Consider the following 17527-nt stretch of genomic DNA (forward strand, 5'->3'; position numbering starts at 1 on the left):
TATTGTGGGTCCTTTATTACCAAACACGCGAAAGTCATTCGTTATACGGCAATCCACTCGTTCGGGGGAGGGGTTGCCGACCTATGAACGTCATGATGCACACAATGTGCCGAATTAATCGGCCAACTCCTTTCGGTCGTCATCGGCCGCCCGAGATCATAGCTGAGCCTGCACCACTGTGTGGCGAAGGGGTGCGAGGGCATTTGCGACAGAAGCTGACACCTTAATTCACACCCTTCGTAGGATATTTCTCACCAAGCCTCAATTTCCCATTAATTCAGCCGAAGTCCTCAGTGACAGAGTGATTTGTCCGACAATCGTTCCGACTACAAAAACGATGGCGCGCTCAGGGATCCGGGTTGATCAAATACGTTTACGGCTGCCAATAATCCGCGAGTCATCTGCACTGCGTGGGCCTACAAGAAAAATCTGGAGCGCGGATGAACATCAAACAGAAGTTGACCTGGGCGTTTGCAATCATCGCCTGCCTGCCCGTGGTGCTGGTCGCCACCCTCGTGGTGCTGAATTTGCGCAGTGACGCCAAGGAGAATTTCGTCGACGGCAGTGGTCGTGAAATTCGTCAGGTCAGCAACGCCATGCAATTGTTCTTCGACGGCATCAGCCAGAACGTCGACTACCTGGCCAGACAACCGCTGATCAAGAATTCCGACGACAGCCTCAAGACCTACATGAGCGCCAACGCCGAGAGCATTCCCCAGGGCGAGATGGACAAAAAGGTCTTCAGCCTCCTGCAGGACCTGGGCAACAGCCATCCGTCCTACGCCTATGCCATCCTCGGCACTGCAGCGGGCGGTTACGTGTCCTGGCCGGACGATGCCAAGCTGAACAATTACGACCCGCGCCAGCGCCCCTGGTACAAGGCGGCCCAGGCCAAGCCGGGCAAACCATTTCGCACCGAGGCCTATTACTGGGCCCAGGACGATGCGACCTACGTCAGCACCGTGCGCACCATCGACAACCAATTGGGCACCAACGGCGGCGTGGTCAGTATCGACGTGACGCTCAAGCAGCTCACCGAGATCGTCAAGCAGATCAAACTGGGTGAAACCGGCTACCTGATGCTGCTGGAAAACACCGGCACCGTGCTGGTCGATCCGAAACAACCGGAGCACAACTTCAAAGCCCTGAGCAGCCTCGGCGAAGGTTATGCGCAACTGGCCAAGGCCGGCAAAGGCCTGGTGGAAGTCGAGTTGAACGGCGAACGCTACATGGCCAACGTCTGGCCGTCGGAGCAACTGGGCTGGACCTTTATCGGCCTGATCAAGCAAAACGATGTGATGAGCTCCGCGACTCAACTGACTTGGCTGATCGCAATCATCGCCGCCGTTCTGGCAGTGTTCTTCGCCATCATTGGCGCCAGTTTCGCCAGTGTCATCGTGCGACCGATCCGCAGCGTGGCCAGCGGCCTGGAAGGCATCGCCCAAGGTGAAGGCGACCTGACCAAAAACCTGGAAATCCGTGGCAGCGACGAAACCGCGCAACTGGCCAACTGGTTCAATCAGTTCCTGACGGCGATTCGTAACCTGATCCAAAGCATCGGCGGTGCCGCGACCAAGATTCTCGCCACCTCGAAGAGCTCGACTCAGGTTTCCAGCGACATGGCTGAAGCCGCCGGGCGCCAGCGTGAGGCGGTGGACATGGTGTCCACGGCGTTCCATGAAATGGTCGCCACCGCCAACGAAGTCGCGCGCTCATGCAGCCAGGCGGCAGAATCCGCCGACAGTGGCCAGCGCCAGGCGCGTCAAGGTCAGCAACAGATTGATGCGGCCGTGACCAGCGTTGATCGCCTGAGCCAGGAAATCGAACAGTCGGCGCAGTCGATGCAACAGCTCGAACGCGACAGCAACGACATCCAGTCGATCCTGGGGACCATTCGCTCGATTGCCGAACAGACCAACCTGCTGGCCCTGAACGCCGCCATCGAGGCTGCGCGGGCCGGTGAGCAAGGTCGCGGGTTTGCAGTGGTGGCGGATGAAGTCCGGGCACTGGCCAAACGCACGGCGGATTCCACGGCGGAAATCGATGGCTTGCTGGGCAACCTGGCCAAGCGCACCAGCCAAGTGACTCAACAGATGCATGCGAGCCTGGAAGTGTCGCAACAATCGGTGACCCGCATCGGTGAAGCGCGCAGCAGTTTCGGGCTGATTCGTGAGTCGGTGGATGTGATTCGCGACATGAACACGCAGATCGCCACGGCGGCGGAAGAACAGCATCAGGTGGCCGAAGACATCAACCGGCACATCAGCCAGATCCATGGCGACGCGCAGTTGGTGGCAGAACTGGCGAACTCGGCGCGCCTGGACTCGCAGAGCCTGGCCGGGTTGTCGAATGAACTGGACGGGTTGGTTCGTCGCTTCAGGACCTGAGGTCGCTGATCTAACGGGTCGAAAACCGATACCTGTGGCGAGGGAGCTTGCTCCCGCTCGGCCGCGAAGCGGTCGCAAACCGGTAAACACGGAATACCTGATACAGCGTGTTTACTGAATTGGGACCGCTTCGCGCTCCAGCGGGAGCAAGCTCCCTCGCCACAATTACTGTTTGAACAATTCACCGGGTGTGAAGCCGAACAACCCCTTGAACGCCGCAATAAACGCCGACGTCGAGTCATACCCACAAGACAGCGCGGCATGGGTCACGCTGTCGCCCTCCTCCAGCAAACTCAGCGACGACAGCAACCGCATTCGCTGCCGCCACCCGCGAAAGCTCAGCCCGGTCTCGCGCTGGAACAAGCGCATCAGCGTCTTTTCCGAGGTGCCCAGGCGTTGCGCCCATTCCTGCAACGTCACACTGAGCTCCGGACGTTCGATCAGCTCATTGCACAACCCGAGCAGCCGTTCATGACGCGGCAACGGCAGGGAAAACCCCACCTCCGGCAGATTCGCCAACTGATCCAGCAGCACATTCACCAGCCGCGTTTCCTGGCTGTCGCCCTGCGGATACTCCACCGGCAGCAAGCAAAAACGCTTGATCAGCTCCCGAGCCAGCGGCGTGACTTCCAGCACCCGACAACGCCCGTCGGCCCATTCACAGTCCTCGCGGCGCACGTAAAGGCTACGCATTTCGGCGCGCATCGAGGTCACCACCTGGTGTTCGAGGTCCGCCGGAATCCAGATCCCCCACTGCGGCGGCGCAAAGAAACTGCCCTCAGCCGTGTGCACGCCGAGAACGCCGCTGATGGCGTAGGAAAACTGCACCCAATCGTGGCGATGAGGTGGCGTCCACGACCCGGCATTCAGACTTTCCGCCCGTGCGAACAGCGGACGCGGCAACGTCTTCAGCGTCGGAATGGCCCGTTCGAGGGAAAGTTGTCCGTTAGCCGGCATTGATTGGCCTTATGTCGCAAGACGGCAGATAGGGCCGACGTTAGGCTAAGTCATCAATTCTTACAAATGTATTCGGTGGCCGTTATGCATGCCTTCAAACACCTCAAACGCGTGGTCACCGACTGGTTCTTGTGCGGCATGCTGATCGCCACGCTGCTGGCGTATTTCTTCCCGGTCTTCGGCGCCACGGGTGGCGGGATGCACGCGGAATATGTGATCAACATCGGCGTGTTCCTCGTGTTCTTCCTGCACGGGGTCAATCTCTCCAGCGAGCAGATCAGCCATGGCCTGAAGAACTGGAAGCTGCACGTGATGGTCCAGGGTTTCACCTTCATGGTATTCCCGCTGATCTGGTTGCTGAGCGACAAGCTGCTGGGGTCGCACGTGCCTTCGCTGTTGATGCTTGGCTTCTTCTACCTCTGCGCCCTGCCGTCGACCATTTCGTCGTCTGTGGCCCTGACTGGCAGCGCGGGCGGCAACGTGCCGGCGGCGATACTCAATGCGAGCCTGTCCAGCGTGCTGGGGATTTTCCTGACGCCGTTGCTGGTGAGTCTGGTGGTCGGCAGCGGTGCTGGCGGCATCGATCTGGGCTCGACGCTGCTCGACCTCTGCGCCATGTTGCTGGTGCCGCTGGTGCTCGGCCAACTGTTGCGGCCGATGTTCGGCAAGTTCTTCGCCCGCCACAAGCGCTACACCAACATCGTCGACAAGCTGGTGATTCTGTTGCTGGTGTACTCGGCGTTCTGCAACTCGATGGTCTCGGGGATGTGGCAGCAACAGGGCAACGGCGTAATTCTCAGCGCACTGATCGGCAGCGTGATCCTGCTGGCGGTCATCCTGTGGATGACTACGCGCACCGCTCGCGCACTGAAATTCAGCCCGGCGGATGAGATCGCTGCGGTGTTCTGCGCCAGCAAAAAATCCCTCGCGGCCGGTGCGCCGATGGCGGCGCTGATCTTCGGCGCCAACCCTGGCCTGGGCCTGATTCTGTTGCCGATCATGATTTATCACCCGTTGCAGTTGATCGTCTGCTCGGTGATGGCCGAGAGCTACGCCAACCGCAACCGTGAACGCATTGCGCAGCAGAACGCCGAACTGATCAGCGCTCGATAATCGCCGTCACCCCTTGGCCGCCAGCGGCGCAGATCGAGATCAAGCCTCGGCCCTTGCCCGCCGCGTCGAGCAACTTCGCCAGGTTGGCGACGATGCGCCCGCCGGTTGCGGCAAACGGATGCCCGGCCGCCAGTGAACTGCCTTTGACGTTGAGGCGGCTGCGGTCGATGGAGCCCAGCGGCGCATCGAGGCCGAGACGGGTTTTGCAATACTCCGGATCTTCCCAGGCCTTCAACGTGCAGAGCACCTGCGCGGCGAAGGCTTCGTGGATTTCGTAGTAATCGAAGTCCTGCAAGGTCAGGCCATTGCGCGCCAGCAAACGGGGCACCGCGTACACCGGCGCCATCAACAGCCCTTCGGCGCCGTTGACGAAATCCACTGCCGCGGCCTCGCCGTCACGCAAATAGGCGAGGATCGGCAAGCCACGTTCCTTCGCCCATTCTTCACTGCCCAGCAGTACCAGCGACGCGCCATCGGTGAGCGGCGTGGAGTTGCCCGCCGTCATCGTGCCCTTGGCGCTTTTCTCGAAGGCCGGTTTCAGCGAGGCGAGTTTTTCCAGGGTCAGGTCCGGGCGCAGGTTGTTGTCGCGGGTCAGGCCGAGGAACGGTGTCATCAGGTCGTTGTGCCAGCCTTCGGCGTAGGACGCGGCCAGGTTCCGATGGCTCTCCAGCGCCAGCTGATCCTGTTCTTCGCGGGGGATGTTCCAGGTTTGGGCCATCAACTCGCAGTGCTGGCCCATGGACAAACCGGTGCGCGGTTCGCCGTTGCGCGGGAACTCCGGTATCAAGTCCCGGGGACGCAGCTGCAGAAAGGTTTTCAGTTTGTCGCCGGTGGTCTTGGCGCGATTGGCTTGCAACAGCACCCTGCGCAAACCTTCACTGACGCCGATCGGCGCATCCGAGGTGGTATCGACGCCACCGGCAATGCCGCACTCGATCTGTCCCAGCGCAATCTTGTTCGCCACCAGCAACGCCGCTTCAAGGCCCGTGCCGCACGCCTGCTGAATGTCATAGGCCGGGGTGCCGGGGGACAACCGTGAACCGAGCACACACTCGCGCGTCAGGTTCATGTCTCGGGACAACTTGAGGACCGCCCCCGCGACCACTTCGCCGATCCGCAGGCCATGCAGGTTGTAGCGTTCGATCAGGCCTTCGAGCGCTGCGGTGAACATCGCCTGGTTACTGGCGGAGGCGTAAGGCCCGTTGGAGCGGGCGAAGGGGATTCGGTTACCGCCAATAATCGCGACGCGGCGCAGCTGGGTCATGAAAAGCTCCTGTCAAAAAATCAGATGTAAACACCGGCCCTGCAGGAGCGAAGCTTGCTCGCGAAGGCGCCGGCACATTCAATATCTCCTCTGAATGAAACATCGTCTTCGCGAGCAAGCTTCGCTCCTACACTGTTCAAGCGTAGGCCTTATATCGTGGATCGAACGACTGATTGCCATTCGTGGTCCACACTTTGAACCCCAGCTGCCGGAGTGCGTTCCATGTCTGACCGTTATATCGACTTCGCCAATTCCTCCATCGGCCATCGTCTGGTCGGGGCCATGGGACTGCCGTCTCCGGTACGCCTGGAGCGGTGGCAAGCAGGCCGACTGCGGCCTGTCGAAGGGGCGCTGTTGATTGGCGGCGGCCCGCTGACAGAGAAAGTCAGCGCTTTTGCCAATCGCCTGACCGATGCGATCTACAGCTACGGCACTGACCCCTCGCTGGCCACCGCGTGGATTCCCGGCCACGGCCCCAAGCTCAAAGCCGTGGTGTTCGACGCCAGTGACCTGATGCAGACCGATCAGCTCAAACAGCTGCGCGAGTTCTTCCAGCCGCTGATCAAGAACCTCGATCACAGCGCGCACCTGGTGATTCTGGGGCGTGCGCCAGAGACGTTGACCGACCCGTTCGCCGCCAGCGCACAGCGTGCGTTGGAAGGTTTCAGTCGCTCGCTGGCCAAGGAATTGCGCAGCGGCGGCACCTTGCAGCTGATCTATGTCGGTGACGGCGCCGAGGATCAACTCGAAGGGCCGCTACGGTTTTTCCTCTCGCCCAAAAGTGCGTTTGTGTCAGGCCAGGTGGTTCGTTTGAAGGCTTGCAATACGCAGGTGTCGGACTGGACTCGCCCACTGGCCGGGCGCAAGGCGCTGGTCACGGGTGCCGCGCGCGGCATTGGCGCTTCCATCGCCGAAACCCTGGCCCGTGACGGTGCCGAGGTCATCCTGCTTGACGTACCTGTGGCCAAAACCGACCTCGATGCACTCGCTGCGCGCCTCGGCGGGCGCAGCATCACCCTGGACATCTGCGCCGAAGACGCCGCCGCGCAGCTGATCGAATTGCTGCCCGACGGCGTCGACATCGTGGTCCACAATGCCGGCATCACCCGCGACAAAACCCTGGCCAACATGACCCCCGAATTCTGGGACGCGGTGCTCGCCGTCAACCTCAACGCGCCGCAAGTGCTGACCAAGGCCCTGCTCGACAGCGGCGCCTTGCATGACAACGGGCGGGTGATTCTGTTGGCGTCCATCAGCGGCATCGCCGGCAATCGCGGGCAGACCAATTACGCGGCGAGCAAGGCCGGGCTGATCGGTCTGGCCCAGGCCTGGGCGCCGCTGCTGAGTCAACGCGGCATCAGCATCAATGCGGTGGCGCCGGGGTTCATCGAAACCCAGATGACCGCGCACCTGCCGTTCGGCATCCGTGAAGCCGGGCGACGTATGAGTTCTTTGGGCCAGGGCGGCCTGCCACAAGACGTTGCCGAAGCCGTCGCGTGGCTCGCTCAGCCGGGGACCGGCGCGTTCACCGGGCAAGCGTTGCGAGTCTGCGGCCAAAGCGTCCTGGGGGCATGAACATGATCACCGATTGGCACACCCTCAACCGCGAACCGAGCCTGACGGGGCTGTACGTGAAGGCGGCAACACGGCGCAAAATCACCGGCACCACGCTGCCCGACACGGGATTGCGCTGCTGGCTCGAGGTCGATCCGAAACGCCTGGCGGCGTATCGCAAGGTCTGTGGTTTTGCCGATAACGGTTTGCTGCCGCCGACCTATCCACACATCCTGGCGTTTGCCTTGCAGATGCAATTGCTCACGGCCAAGGACTTTCCGTTCCCGCTGCTGGGGCTGATTCACCTGAGCAATCGCATTCGTGTATTGCGCCCCATGGGTGGGGTCAACCGCGTTCGGGTCAGCGTGCAGGTGCAGAACCTGCAACCCCATGCCAAGGGTGCGACGTTCGATCTGGTGACGTCGCTTGACGATCAGTTGGGGCCGTTGTGGGAGGCTGAAAGCCAGATGCTGTGCCGCGGGGTCAAGCTCGAAGGCGAACCGGTCGAGGACGTGTTGGCATCAACCCTGGAGATGACGCAAGTGGCTCGCTGGAATGCGCCGGCGGACATCGGCCGGCAGTACGCAAAAGTATCCGGGGACTACAACCCGATTCACCTGAGTGCCGCGAGCGCCAAGCTGTTTGGTTTTCCGACGGCCATTGCTCATGGGTTGTGGAACAAGGCCCGGACATTGGCAGCGTTGAGTGAGCATCTGCCTACGGCGAATGTCGAGATGGCGGTGCAGTTCAGGAAACCGGTGCGGTTGCCGAGTGAGGTGACGTTGCTGGCCAGCGCGGCGGGGTCCAGTGGGGACTTTCAGCTGCTGGGGGCGGGGGATCTTGAACATATGGTGGGACATTGGCGGCCGATTGCCTGAACCGGTTGATCATCTGTGAAATCGCCGTCGCGAGCAGGTTCGCGCCTGCAGGGGACCGCGTCTGCGAGTCGTCCGAGGCAGTGAGCCTGCTCGCGAAAAGGGCTGGTTCAGTGATTGAAGTGCGCGCTTGGCTGCGGAAACAGGTTATTGAGCGTCTCCAGCAACCGCACGTGATAGATCGGCTTGCGGAACAGGTCGAGCACCTGCAAGCGCAGCATGTCGCTGACATCCTCCATGTCTGCATGGCCGGACGTCACGATCACGGGTAAATGCTGGCGAGAGGTGTGCTCGCGCAGCCGTTTGATCAGCGACATGCCGCTTTCCTCCGGCATGCGCAGATCGGTGATCACCAGGGCGATATCAGGATGGCGGGTCAAATGATTAAGGGCGAGTTTGACCGAGGTTGCGGTAAAGCAATTGAAGCCCTCGCCCTCAAGCAGCTCCGCCAGTTCCAGCAACGCATCCTCCTCGTCATCGACCAGAAGGAGTTGTTGGCGTGGGAATGCGAGAGCGTTCATAGGGTTTTCCTGCGTTGGACTAAGCGCTGACGTTAGAACCACTCAGGCCCGTTGGCAAACGGCATCGATCAAGGCGCCGCCGCCGTCAGTAGCGCCTCGATACTGGTGAAGATCGAAGTAATCGAACCCGAGATCGGCTCCATGAAAGCTGCCAGTGCGACCGCCGCCATCCCCGCGATAATGGCGTACTCAATACCCGAAGCCCCTTCGGTGTCTTTCGCCAGGTTGATGTAGAAGACGACTTCAGACTTCAGCCGCTGAACAAACTGAGTGAGGGACATGACGTTTTCTCCTTGGAGGGTGCCGGGTGTTGCATGGCCGCAACATGATTCCCCTGTGCCAGCATCAGCATTGTCGGCATTTCCCTTACCAACAACTGTAAGAACGTATTAATACCTAAGTATTAATCGACCAATCGACGCCAAAAAACCAGGTTTGGCACGATAGCCTCTTACTTTCGTTAGATATTTTCCAAGGAGTAATGGCATTTTGATCTACCTGCGCTAACGTCAAATAGCGAAATAGTTAGAAGATCAAAGCTGCCTGATTGCGAAGTTATCTCGTTGGACCTTACGAGTCATCAAGCAGCAGGAAAGGGAGAGCCGTGATGAACAGCCGAGTCACCATGGGTCTGGCCGGTTTTTTTCTGGTGGGTGCCATCATTGCCGGTTATTGGGGGCTGACACTGAGTCGACAACCGGCCCCCGACCCCGTCACACCGCCGAACGCTGTCGCCACCGCACCTGTTCCGGCACCTGCGCCGGTAGACGATCCCACCCGCCAACCCGTTGTCGTGCTGCTGCGCGACGTGGCGCCCTTCGTTCAAATCACCGCCGCCGACGTGACCCTGGAAAAACTGCGCACCGCCCCGGCCGGCAGTCTGACCAGACTCGATCAGGCCATTGGTCGCACGCCGTGGCGCGCACTGACCGCAGGCACCTGGCTCAACGCTGAAAGCTTCGAAGCCGGCAGTGCATTGTCGCGAATGATCCGGCCCGATGAACGTGCGCTCGCCGTCGCGGTGGATGAAGTGATCAATGCCGGCGGGCAACTGAGCCCTGGCGATTATGTCGACGTGATGCTGTTTCTGCGTGCAGACGCCAACAACGTTCAGCCGTCGGCTCAGGTCGTCATCCCCGCGTTGCGGGTGCTCGGCGTCGGCGAACAACTGGGACTGACCAACGATGGGCGCCCGGCCAAGCCGGTGCGCAGCAACGAAGAACAACTCAAGCAGGAGCCACAGCGCACCAACGCCCGTTCGGTGGTGCTCGCCGTGCCCGAGTCGCTGCTGAGCCGGCTGATGCTGGCGACCCAGGCCGGGGTGCTGCGCCTGGCCGTGCGCAGTGCCGAAGAGAAACGCCTGGCGCAATATTGGGCCGGCGAAAACGATTCAAACGCCCACCTTGCCCGGGCTGATCGCGACCTGGTGCAGTTCAGCCAACTGGCCCTCGTCGGCCCCCCCAAAGCACTTACCCTCGGCAGCACGGCACCGCGCAAATCAGGCGTGGAAGTCATTCGCGGCAACCAAGTCTCCCAACAAACCCCCTGAGTCGAGCAAGGACGCCTTTAAATGCGCAGACGTTCCATGTCCATGTTCCAAGGCCTGCTCTGTGTCTCCTTGCTGGGCGCTCAACCGCTCGGCATGACATTCGCCGCCGCGGGCAATTGCTCTGCATTAGGGCCCCTGCCGGCGGTGCTGGAAGTCGGTGAAGGGTTGCAGCAGGAACTGCAATCGCCGGTAGCGATCACGCGACTGGCCGTGGGCGATCCGAAAATCGCCGACGTGCGCGTCAACGGCAATCAGGCGTTTCTGCTCACCGGCATGGCGCCGGGCGCCACCAGCCTGATGGTCTGGACCGCCTGCGCCAGCACACCGCGCCAAAGCATGGTGTTCGTTCAGGGCCGGGCCACAGCAGCGATGACCGGCGCGGCGTCGATGCCCTCCGAAGACCCGATGCTGGCGTCGCAAGTGCAGACCGATATTCGCTTCGTCGAGGTCAGCCGGACCAAACTGAAAGAGGCCAGCACCTCGATCTACGGTAAAAACTCGAACTTCCTGTTCGGCTCACCCGGCACCGTGCCCAATACGGCAGTCACACCGCGTGTGCTGCCGCTGCGCAACATCGATCCACGCATTGCCGTGCCGAGCATTCCGCTGGCCAACGACATGTACAACATCGTCGCCGGCGGCGGTAATTTCCTCGCCATCATCAACGCCATGGAAGGCAGCGGCTTCGCCTACACCCTGGCGCGGCCGAGCCTGGTGGCGATCAGCGGGCAGAGCGCGAGCTTTCTGGCCGGCGGTGAAATTCCGATTCCGGTGCCCAGCGCCAACAGCAACAGCTACTCGATCGAATACAAGGAATTCGGCATTCGCCTGACTCTCACGCCGACCGTCGTCAGCAACCAACGCATCGCCCTGAAAGTGGCGCCGGAAGTCAGTGAGCTGGATTACAACAACGGCGTCACCATCGGCGGCACCACAGTCCCGGCGCTCACCATCCGCCGCACTGACACCAGCATCTCCCTGGCCGATGGCGAAAGTTTCGTCATCAGCGGTTTGATCAGCACGCAAAACGCCTCGCAGGTCGACAAATTTCCCGGTCTGGGCGACATCCCGATACTCGGTGCGTTTTTCCGCAGTTCATCGATCAAGCGCGAGGAGCGCGAACTGCTGATGATCGTCACGCCGCACTTGGTGCAGCCGTTGGCGGCCAACGCGAAATTACCGTCGCTGCCCGGTGAACAACTGCGCAACTACGACCCCGGTTTCTATCGCATGTACTTCCTCGAAAACGGCAACTTCGATAAACGCAGCGGGTTATCGCAATGAGCCAGAACCTGAGCCAGACCTTCCTGGCAATCACCCGCAACCCCACCGACCTTGAATGGCTGCAAGGCGCCCTCGCCCCGTTGGGCCAGGTCGTCAGTGCCGGTGGCGGCAGCCTCGACGAACTGCTGACGCTGGTCGACGTGACCTTCGCCAGCCTGGTGTTCGTGGGGCTGGATCGCGAACACGTGGTGGCGCAGAGCACCCTGATCGAGGGTGCACTTGAAGCCAAACCGATGCTGGCCATCGTCGCGCTGGGCGACGGCATGGACAACCAGCTCGTGCTCAACGCGATGCGGGCCGGCGCCCGGGATTTCGTCGCGTATGGCTCGCGCTCCAGCGAAGTCGCGGGGCTGGTGCGGCGTCTCAGTAAACGCCTGCCACCGGTGGCTCCAAATACCCACCTGGGTGGCCTGACCGTGCTATATGGCGTGCAAAGCAGTGCCGACGGCGCGCTGCTCGCCAACCATATGGCGCAGGTGGTGCAAAAAAGCGGACAGCAAACCTTGCTGCTCGACCTCGGCCTGCCACGCGGCGACAGCCTGGCCCTGCTCGGCCTGGAGAGCTCGTTTCACTTCGGCGATGCCCTGCGCCATTTGCGGCGGCTGGACGCAACGCTGATCGACAGTGCGTTCACCAGCGACGGTGACGGACTGCGGATTCTGGCGTACGCCAGTCACGACGAACCGCTGGAACACACCAGCGCCGCCGAGCTGTACATGCTGCTCAGCGCCCTGCGCCAACACTTCCAGCACATTGTGGTGAACCTCACCGGCCAGCCGGACAGCGAAGCACTGCGCACATTTATCAGCCATTGCGACAAGCTGCTCTGGTACACCGATCAGAACGTGCTCGACTGTCGTCGCAACCTCGCGGTGCTGAATCTGTGGCGGGAGAAAGGCATGAAGCTTGACCACGCCAGATTGCTCATCGACCGCTACTTGCGCCACGTCGCGCCGGACTCGGAAACCCTGGGTAAAAGTTTCGGTATGGAGATCATCGCCACCCTCGCCTACAGCCCGGAAGTGCGGCTCAACGCCAAGAATCAGGGCGTCAGCCTGTTCGAACTGGCCCCTCGCGAAGGCCTGAGCCAAGGCCTGCGGGCCCTCGGTGAATGTCTGGCCAAGCGCTCCGAAGCCTTGGCCAAACCCAGGACCGGTTGGCTCAACCGGCTTCGAGGTGCGCAATGAGCAGTGAAAAACTGTTCGGTGCGCCGCAACGCGCTTCGAGCGCCAACGCCGACCATGAAGGCCTGAAACTGGTGTTGCACCGTTTCATCATCGACGCCATCGAAGAGTCCGGAAAAAACCTGCTGGAGGGTTCGCGCCAGGTACTGTCGCAATTCGTCACCGACAAAGTGGCTGAGTACATCGCGCGACTGCACCTGGCGATTTCCCGCTATGAAATGGAGCGACTGGCCGAAGAACTGGTCGACGAACTCACCGGTTTCGGTCCGCTTGAAGTGCTGCTGCGCGATCCGGCGGTGACCGAGATCCTGGTCAACGGCCCGCACCGGGTATTCATCGAACGCGACGGTGTGCTGCATCAAAGTGACTTGCGCTTCATTGATGCGCACCACGTCGAACGCGTCATGCAACGGATTCTCGCACCACTGGGTCGGCGGCTCGATGAGTCTTCGCCGATGGTCGATGCTCGCCTGCCGGATGGCAGCCGGGTCAACGCGATCATTCCACCGATCGCCCTCGACGGCCCCTGCCTGTCGATTCGTAAATTTCGCAAGGACATGCTCAAGAGCAACGACCTGGTGGCGATGCAAACCATCGATCAGCCGATCTTCGATTTCCTCCAGGAAGCCGTGGGCAAGCGCTGCAACGTCTTGATCAGCGGCGGCACCGGCACCGGTAAAACCACGCTGTTGAATATTCTCAGCCAGTTGATCAACCCACACGAGCGGCTGGTCACCATCGAAGACGTCGCCGAATTGCAACTCGGCCACCCGCATGTCGTGCGCCTGGAAACCCGTCCTCCCAATGCCGAGGGCCACGGTGAAGTGAAGTCCAGCGACTTGATCCGCAACGCCCTGCGGATGCGCCCGGACCGGATCATCCTCGGCGAAATTCGCGGTGTCGAAGTGCTCGACGTGCTCACCGCCATGAACACCGGCCACGACGGTTCGATGAGCACCGTGCACGCCAACAACGCCCAGGATGCGCTGCTGCGCCTGGAAACCCTGGTCGGCCTGACCGGTCGCGTCATTGCCGAAAAGACCTTGCGGCAAATGATCTGCGCGGCACTGGACGTGATCATCCAGTTGACGCGCATGCCCGATGGTCGACGCTGCGTCAGTGAAGTGGTGGAGGTAGTGGGCGTCCGTGACGATGTCTACGTCACCAATACGCTGTTCCGCCTCGACCGGCGCAGCGGATTCGGGTTTCTGCGCGAGGCCGTCAACCCGGCCGGCGATAAACTGCGCCGCGAGTCGGCGCTCCCGCCATCACCGTACTGAGGCTCACGGCATGCTCAAACCGGCGTTGCTCATCCTCGTTTGCCTGATCATGCTCGGCGTGTCGATTCACCTGCTGCTCAAAGGCTTGCGCCAGACTGGCACCGAGCGCGTGCTCAATCGCCTGGCCCAGGGGCAACCGCAGTTGGTGGTGGAAAAAACCTCTTGGGCAGGCCTGGAACGGGCGTTCCTGCGCGCGGGCCTTGGGCGCCCGAACGAACAACTGGGACGCTGGATGCTGTTGTGGGCGTTCGGTACGTTGATCGGCTTCGCTGCCGGTGGCTGGATCGGGCTCGTGGTGTGTTTGCTGGTACCGCCACTCGCGTTCCGGCTGTTCATAAGCTGGCGTTATCAGCGCCGGCTCAAGCGCATGATCGAACAACTGCCGACGTTGCTCGATCACACCGTGCGCAGCCTGAAGTCCGGGCGCACTCTGGCCGACGCGGTGCTGGGCGCTATCCATGCCGCCGACAATCCCCTCAAAGAGGCCATGGGCCGGGTACAACGCAACGTGCAGTTGGGCGTCAGCCTGCCGGATGCCGCGTCGGACTTCGCCGAGTTGTATGAGAAGGATGAACTGCGCCTGTTTGCCCTCGGCCTGAAGGTCAATCACCGCTACGGCGGCAATGCCAGCGAATTGTTGGAGAACCTGATCAAGATGATCCGTGAACGCGAACAGGCCGCCCGCCAGCTCAGCGCCATGACCGGTGAAACCCGCGTGACGGCCTGGGTGCTAGGCAGTTTGCCGCTGGGCCTGGCCACCTATTTCCTGGCCGCCAACCCCGCTTACCTGCTTGCAATGTGGCACGACAGCTCAGGGCAAATGATGCTCGCGAGTGCGTTTGGCTTGCAGGCGGTGGGCAGCCTGGCGCTTTGGCGCATGTTGCGCAGCGTATGAAAATACCGCTGCTGATCAGTGCCCTGCTGTTTATGGCGGCTGCGCTGTTGCTGCTCGGCAGCCTGCTGGACCAGCGCCGGCGTGCGCGTCAGGTGGCTCAACGGCTGGACGGCAAAGCCGTTGACCACGACCGCATGGGTCATTGGCTACAAGCGCTGGGCAACAGCCGCATCGGTCAGCGTTCGGTCAATCTGGACAACGAAACCCAAACCCTGCTCAACCGCTTGGGTTGGCGCAGCGCCCGCCGCCGCTCACAGTTCGCCGCGTTCCAGGTGGGAGTGCCGGTGCTGGCGCTGGCCTTGGCATTGCTGATTCAAAGCGTGTTTTACCCCAGCGTGCAAAACCACTGGATCGCCCCGCTCTTCGCCACAGCCATCGGTTACCTGCTGCCCAAACGCCTGCTCGCCGCCGCGTCTCAACGCCGGCAAAAACAGTTGGCCCTGGAGATATCGACCTTCATTCCGCTGCTGCGCATCCTGTTTGAATCGGGCATGGCCGTCGAGCAATCGCTGCGCGTGCTGAGCCAGGAAGGCAAGCAACTGATGCCCGCATTGACCCACGAACTGCGCCTGGTTCTGGCCCGTGTCGATTCCGGCCTGGAGTTGGGCGAAGAGCTGAGCAAGGCCAGCCGCTTGTTGGCGGTCGACGAATTCACGGACACCTGCGTGATCCTTCAACAGCTGATCCACCAGGGTGGTGGTGCGATGAAATCGCTGCTGGCGCTCAAGCAACTGTTCGATGACCGGCGCCTCACGCGCTTGCAGGAATACATCTCCAAGATGTCCGCCAAAATGTCCGTCGTGATGATGCTGTTTCTCTTCCCGGCGTTATTGATCGTCCTGGCCGGCCCGGGCTTCACCGCCCTGGCCCGGGCCATTGGTTCATAGAGGGATCGCGATGAAAGCAATGATTGCCGGTTTGAGTTTGCTCCTGTTGAGCGGTTGCGCCACCGACGGCCAGGCGCCATGGAACGCCCTGACCCAAAGCGCCAGTTGCAGCAAGTTGGGCTCCGATGAACAGCTGAAATTGAACCTGGCCGATGACATGGCCAACGACGGCAAACTGCACGCGAGCCTCGCCAACCTGCAAAGCCTGCCCGACAACGTCGCCGACGTGCGCTTGCGCCGGGCCAAGGTAAACCGGCTGCTGGGTCGCAGCGAAGCCGAGCCACTTTACCGCAGCCTGCTCGGCACCTGCCTCGCCGCCGCTGCCGAACACGGCCTCGGCCAGCTCGCGGCAGCCAGGGGCGACAACGGCCAGGCCCAGGCCCACCTGCAACGCGCCGCCCGACTGGCGCCAACCGATGAAAAAATCCGCAACGACCTCGGCGTGGTCTACCTCAACCAACGGCGCGTCGACGATGCACGCTTCGAATTCCTGACGGCCATGGAGCTCAAGCAAAGCGATCGACTGGCGGCGTTGAATATGGTGACGCTGCTGATCTACCAGGACGACTGGAGCCGCGCCGCCGAACTCGTCAGCCGCGTCGGCCTGAGCCCCGCCCAGGTCACCGAAGCCCAGGAACGCGCACAAAAACTCAAGGCCCCGACCAAGGTGATTCCGACACCCGCAAACCAGGTCGCCGCCGTCGCGACGCCGGGCCTTCAATAGGAGCAGACAGATGAAACCGATCCTCCTTTACCTCGCCCTGCTGGCCCTGCCACTCACCGCCAACGCCCTCGACGGCCCCGCCTCACCACAACAACAGGAAACCGAAGGCTGGTTGAAATTGCAGATCAGCCACCAGGCTGCCTCACACACCCCACAGACCTCAACCGCGACCGAACGAGAGCTGAGCATGCAGCGCTGGCTGAAGAGCTATCAGCATGAGATTCCGATGTTTTTCGATCAGGAGGAAGGGGGGGCAGTGAACGGTGGGGCGGGGGGGTAGCGTCAGGCTTTCTTGCATCGGATTCATCGCCTTCGTGAGCGGTGCAGCGATCCGACGCGCCCGCGAAGAACGATGACGCGGTCTAACCGGTACATCGCTTGCGGCACATCCACATTATCCAGCGCTCGATTCACCGCCAACTCAGCCAGCATGATGACCTGCTGGATCGCCAACGCCGTATGCCGCTGCGGCCCCTCCAGATGCCCCGCAAACTCACTGGCCAGCACACTCGCCGACGCCAAGGACTCGCAAGCGTGGGCCAACAGGCTTTCGTTATCGATATCGGGGGCGACGATGAACATAGTGCTGACCTTGCGGATGACGGAGGGCAGACGGATTGAGGTAGTGATCCAGCGCGCGGCCGGCGGCTTCGTTGAGCTTTTTGGGATTGAGCGGATCGTAGGGGGAAACGTTAAAGACCAGGGTCAAAGCGCACAAGTCGGCGGATTCTGGCGTAGTCGTAGGCAAAGGAGCAAGAAACTGTAGCTTTCAGGAAGTAACGCTAAACACTATTAAACACAGCCCTCAAATCCACACACATTCCCCCTGTGGGAGCGAGCCTGCTCGCGATTGCGGTCCGGCATCTGCATTCACGTCGTCTGACACTCCGCCATCGCTGGCAGGCCAGCTCCCACTGGGTTTGGTGTACATCCGCAAAAAAAATGGTCGGCTGTCAGGCCGCCATCGCGAGCAGGCTCACTCCTACAGTGGAATGTGTGTACCTGCAAGAGATTGGTCGGCTGTCAGGCCGCCTTCGCGGGCAAGCCTCGCTC

The 17527-nt window shown here is 61.4% G+C and carries 16 protein-coding genes and 2 pseudogenes; 13 read left to right on the top strand and 5 right to left on the bottom strand.

The window, feature by feature from the left end; genetic code table 11:
• Nucleotides 1-440: 440 nt before the first annotated feature.
• Together FBY01_RS32405 and FBY01_RS32410 are read left to right on the top strand one after the other, a co-directional pair.
• Nucleotides 441-1529 (top strand): annotated as a pseudogene (locus tag FBY01_RS32405) (cache domain-containing protein); the annotation flags it as partial.
• 129 nt (nt 1530-1658) lie between these two features.
• Nucleotides 1659-2387, top strand: coding sequence for a methyl-accepting chemotaxis protein (locus FBY01_RS32410; protein ID WP_370654461.1), 729 nt, complete (start codon nt 1659-1661; stop codon nt 2385-2387).
• Nucleotides 2388-2552: 165 nt separating this feature from the next.
• On the opposite strand, the gene FBY01_RS30420 is transcribed toward FBY01_RS32410, so the two are convergent.
• Complete coding sequence (locus tag FBY01_RS30420) at nt 2553-3344, bottom strand: helix-turn-helix transcriptional regulator (protein WP_145310921.1); 792 nt, start codon at nt 3342-3344, stop codon at nt 2553-2555.
• A gap of 84 nt (nt 3345-3428) precedes the next feature.
• Here FBY01_RS30420 and FBY01_RS30425 point away from each other — a divergent pair, with 84 nt between their 5' ends.
• On the top strand, nt 3429-4457 hold the full coding sequence (locus tag FBY01_RS30425) for a bile acid:sodium symporter family protein (RefSeq protein ID WP_145310923.1): 1029 nt from the start codon (nt 3429-3431) through the stop codon (nt 4455-4457).
• Here FBY01_RS30425 and FBY01_RS30430 read toward each other — a convergent pair.
• On the bottom strand, nt 4444-5721 hold the full coding sequence (locus FBY01_RS30430) for an acetyl-CoA C-acetyltransferase (RefSeq protein WP_145310926.1): 1278 nt from the start codon (nt 5719-5721) through the stop codon (nt 4444-4446). The genes FBY01_RS30425 and FBY01_RS30430 overlap by 14 nt on opposite strands.
• Before the next feature lie 222 nt (nt 5722-5943).
• Here FBY01_RS30430 and FBY01_RS30435 point away from each other — a divergent pair, with 222 nt between their 5' ends.
• Together FBY01_RS30435 and FBY01_RS30440 are read left to right on the top strand one after the other, a co-directional pair.
• Nucleotides 5944-7296 carry a 3-oxoacyl-ACP reductase gene (locus tag FBY01_RS30435; RefSeq protein WP_145310928.1) on the top strand — a complete coding sequence of 451 codons (1353 nt, stop codon included), beginning with the start codon at nt 5944-5946 and terminating at the stop codon, nt 7294-7296.
• 2 nt (nt 7297-7298) lie between these two features.
• Complete coding sequence (locus tag FBY01_RS30440; protein ID WP_077750225.1) at nt 7299-8153, top strand: MaoC family dehydratase; 855 nt, start codon at nt 7299-7301, stop codon at nt 8151-8153.
• A 107-nt stretch (nt 8154-8260) separates the two neighbouring features.
• On the opposite strand, the gene FBY01_RS30445 is transcribed toward FBY01_RS30440, so the two are convergent.
• Nucleotides 8261-8671, bottom strand: coding sequence for a response regulator (locus tag FBY01_RS30445; protein WP_010463827.1), 411 nt, complete (start codon nt 8669-8671; stop codon nt 8261-8263).
• 68 nt (nt 8672-8739) lie between these two features.
• Nucleotides 8740-8952: a Flp family type IVb pilin gene (locus FBY01_RS30450; protein ID WP_010463828.1), complete on the bottom strand. Its 213-nt coding sequence runs from the start codon at nt 8950-8952 to the stop codon at nt 8740-8742.
• A 326-nt stretch (nt 8953-9278) separates the two neighbouring features.
• On the opposite strand from FBY01_RS30450, the gene cpaB reads away from it, so the two are divergent.
• The 8 genes from cpaB to FBY01_RS30490 are packed head-to-tail and all read left to right on the top strand — an operon-like array spanning nt 9279 to nt 16754.
• Nucleotides 9279-10220 (top strand): Flp pilus assembly protein CpaB, encoded by a 942-nt coding sequence (gene cpaB / locus FBY01_RS30455; RefSeq protein WP_145310930.1) that lies wholly within the window; start codon nt 9279-9281, stop codon nt 10218-10220.
• A gap of 21 nt (nt 10221-10241) precedes the next feature.
• Nucleotides 10242-11504: a type II and III secretion system protein family protein gene (locus tag FBY01_RS30460; RefSeq protein WP_010463830.1), complete on the top strand. Its 1263-nt coding sequence runs from the start codon at nt 10242-10244 to the stop codon at nt 11502-11504.
• Nucleotides 11501-12691, top strand: a complete 1191-nt coding sequence (locus tag FBY01_RS30465) for a pilus assembly protein (protein ID WP_145310932.1) — start codon at nt 11501-11503, stop codon at nt 12689-12691. The genes FBY01_RS30460 and FBY01_RS30465 overlap by 4 nt, the downstream gene beginning before the upstream one ends.
• Nucleotides 12688-13968: a CpaF family protein gene (locus FBY01_RS30470; protein WP_145310933.1), complete on the top strand. Its 1281-nt coding sequence runs from the start codon at nt 12688-12690 to the stop codon at nt 13966-13968. Before FBY01_RS30465 ends, FBY01_RS30470 begins: the two co-directional genes overlap by 4 nt.
• 10 nt (nt 13969-13978) lie before the next feature.
• Nucleotides 13979-14863: a type II secretion system F family protein gene (locus FBY01_RS30475; protein WP_102595839.1), complete on the top strand. Its 885-nt coding sequence runs from the start codon at nt 13979-13981 to the stop codon at nt 14861-14863.
• The gene (locus tag FBY01_RS30480) at nt 14860-15750 is read left to right on the top strand and encodes a type II secretion system F family protein (RefSeq protein WP_102595838.1); all 891 of its coding nucleotides are present in this window, start codon (nt 14860-14862) and stop codon (nt 15748-15750) included. Before FBY01_RS30475 ends, FBY01_RS30480 begins: the two co-directional genes overlap by 4 nt.
• 10 nt (nt 15751-15760) lie before the next feature.
• On the top strand, nt 15761-16474 hold the full coding sequence (locus FBY01_RS30485; RefSeq protein WP_083375129.1) for a tetratricopeptide repeat protein: 714 nt from the start codon (nt 15761-15763) through the stop codon (nt 16472-16474).
• A gap of 10 nt (nt 16475-16484) precedes the next feature.
• Entirely contained in the window at nt 16485-16754 is a 270-nt protein-coding gene (locus tag FBY01_RS30490; RefSeq protein WP_145310935.1) for a DUF3613 domain-containing protein, read from the top strand.
• 98 nt (nt 16755-16852) lie between these two features.
• Here FBY01_RS30490 and FBY01_RS30495 read toward each other — a convergent pair.
• A pseudogene (locus FBY01_RS30495) lies at nt 16853-17192 on the bottom strand (DUF6124 family protein); the annotation flags it as partial.
• Nucleotides 17193-17527: the final 335 nt, after the last annotated feature.

Origin of the sequence: Pseudomonas sp. SJZ077 (assembly GCF_007993905.1) — a bacterium.
GTDB lineage: Bacteria > Pseudomonadota > Gammaproteobacteria > Pseudomonadales > Pseudomonadaceae > Aquipseudomonas > Aquipseudomonas mandelii.